Consider the following 1941-nt stretch of genomic DNA (forward strand, 5'->3'; position numbering starts at 1 on the left):
GAAGGCTGTTTAGAAAAAAGGCACAGAGTGTGTATTGAGGCACAGAGTGGCAAAGGCACAGAGGCACAAAGTGGAAGTATTCAAAATCTTCACTTTGTGCCTCTGTGCCTTTGTGCCTGTTCCCTTTTCACCCTTTGTGCCTGTTCCCTCTTCACACCTGTTCACTTTTTTGCGACATTTATTTGATTTTTGCGTAATATATGTGCTTGATTTATCGATAGATAAATTGTAAATTGATTTAAAATAACTTCAACTTATCACCCAAACACAAATTACTCATGGAAAATAATCAAACTGAACCTACTCCAAAAGGACAAATCGAAGAACTAAAAGACGCAGCTGTAGACAAAATTGAAGGTTTAGCTGCCACAGCAGGGGAAAAAATCAAAGAAGCTACAGGAGTAGATGTAAAAGCAAAAGCGGAAGAATTAGCTTCTGAAGCAAGTGCAAAATTAGAAGAACTTGCAGATGTTGCAGACCAAAAAATTGAAGAAGTTTCGGCAGTAGTTTCAGAAAAAATTGACGCCGTAGAAGATAAAATCGAAGAATTAATCGGAGGTGACTTAGGCGAAAAAGCTGAAGAACTAAAAGCTCAAGCCGAAGAAAAACTAGAGGATATCCAAGAAGCTGCCGCTGAAAAAGTCGAAGAAGCCAAAGAAGCTGCTTCTGGCTTATGGTCAAAAATTAAAGGAGCTTTCGGAGGAAATTAATGCTGTGGCTATCCAACTTTGGAATGAGCAGCAATATCCCAAAATTCATCAAAAAAGCGGTAAGAAATTAATTTTCTACCGCTTTTTTGATGCTAAAATACTAAAAATAATTACTCAAGCTCTTAATCTTATTGTGGGTAAACACTATCTGCTTTGAGCTTTACAATACTTCCTGTTTTTAGGATACGTTTGGCTCTCAAATATCTTTTGACATTATATTCATCAAAGTTAGGTGCCGAATTACTTACACTTCCAATGCGTACTTTGTCAGAAGCATGTATAAACTGATTATTTCCAATCCACATGCCTACGTGCACCACACGTTCAGAACCATCTTCTCGTTTTTCACCAAAGAATAGCAAATCACCTTCTTTCAAATTGCTCCAAATGCCTGATTTATCAATCGTTTCTCCAACCATTACTTGCTGTGAGGCGTCTCGGGGTAGCAAAATGCCATTTAAGAAGTAAACAGTTTTGGTAAAACCACTACAATCAACGCCCTTAAACGAAGTGCCTCCCCATAAGTATGGTACTCCCATCAAACGTTTGGAGGTATTCACCAAGGCATCTTCTGTTGCGGTGGTATTATTTACCCAATTTTTTACTAAATCCGCTTCTTTTGAGGAGACATATCCTATACGGTTATCGGGTAATATTACTTCAAAATAGCCATTTTTTTCAGCTTTCGATTCCATCACGCACCCCGCCACAATATCTGAAACAGGCATAGAATTATGATTAGCTTCGCTATAAACTGTGCCAAATGAGTTGGTATAAATTACCTTGCTTTTAGCTTTCCAAGTATTTAATTGCTCTGTGGTAATAGCGGTTATAGCGCCACGGTCGACCCATGCAATATAGTGATCGGGTGTTTGTACCAAAAGCCAACCATTATCCTCTCTATCCAAAATACGCACTGGTGTACCCATCAAAGCTTGTGAAGCCATTTCGCCTGAGTGACGCGGACTGTATCTAAGGTTACAGACAGAAACCTCCACCAAGCCCCAAACTTTCTCTCCCAACTCTACAGCAGGAAGTGTACGAATTTGATCAACGATTTCGAGTTTTTCATTTTTTAGTCTTTCCAACAAAAAGCTTTTAGCACCAATAAGATTGGTCTTTCCCGTCAAAATCAATTGGTTTTTTTGACGGTAAGCATCTATTTGAAAAATAGCTGTTCTTTTATCGGGTGCAAAACGATGTCCGAATTGATCAATGACTTGTGTAATAG

General features: G+C 38.6%; 2 protein-coding genes. One reads left to right on the forward strand and one right to left on the reverse strand.

Annotation, left to right across the window (positions count from 1 at the left end; all coding sequences use genetic code 11):
• Nucleotides 1-278: 278 nt before the first annotated feature.
• A complete protein-coding gene (locus ACOVQ4_RS00095) occupies nucleotides 279-710 on the forward strand; it encodes a hypothetical protein (RefSeq protein ID WP_421818646.1) in 432 nt (143 codons plus the stop codon).
• A 128-nt stretch (nucleotides 711-838) separates the two neighbouring features.
• Here the strand turns inward: ACOVQ4_RS00095 and ACOVQ4_RS00100 are convergent.
• The coding region (locus ACOVQ4_RS00100; RefSeq protein WP_421818647.1) for an NlpC/P60 family protein at nucleotides 839-1941 on the reverse strand (1103 nt) is incomplete at its 5' end.

The organism is Flectobacillus sp., from assembly GCF_049240685.1.
Classification (GTDB): Bacteria; Bacteroidota; Bacteroidia; order Cytophagales; family Spirosomataceae; genus Flectobacillus.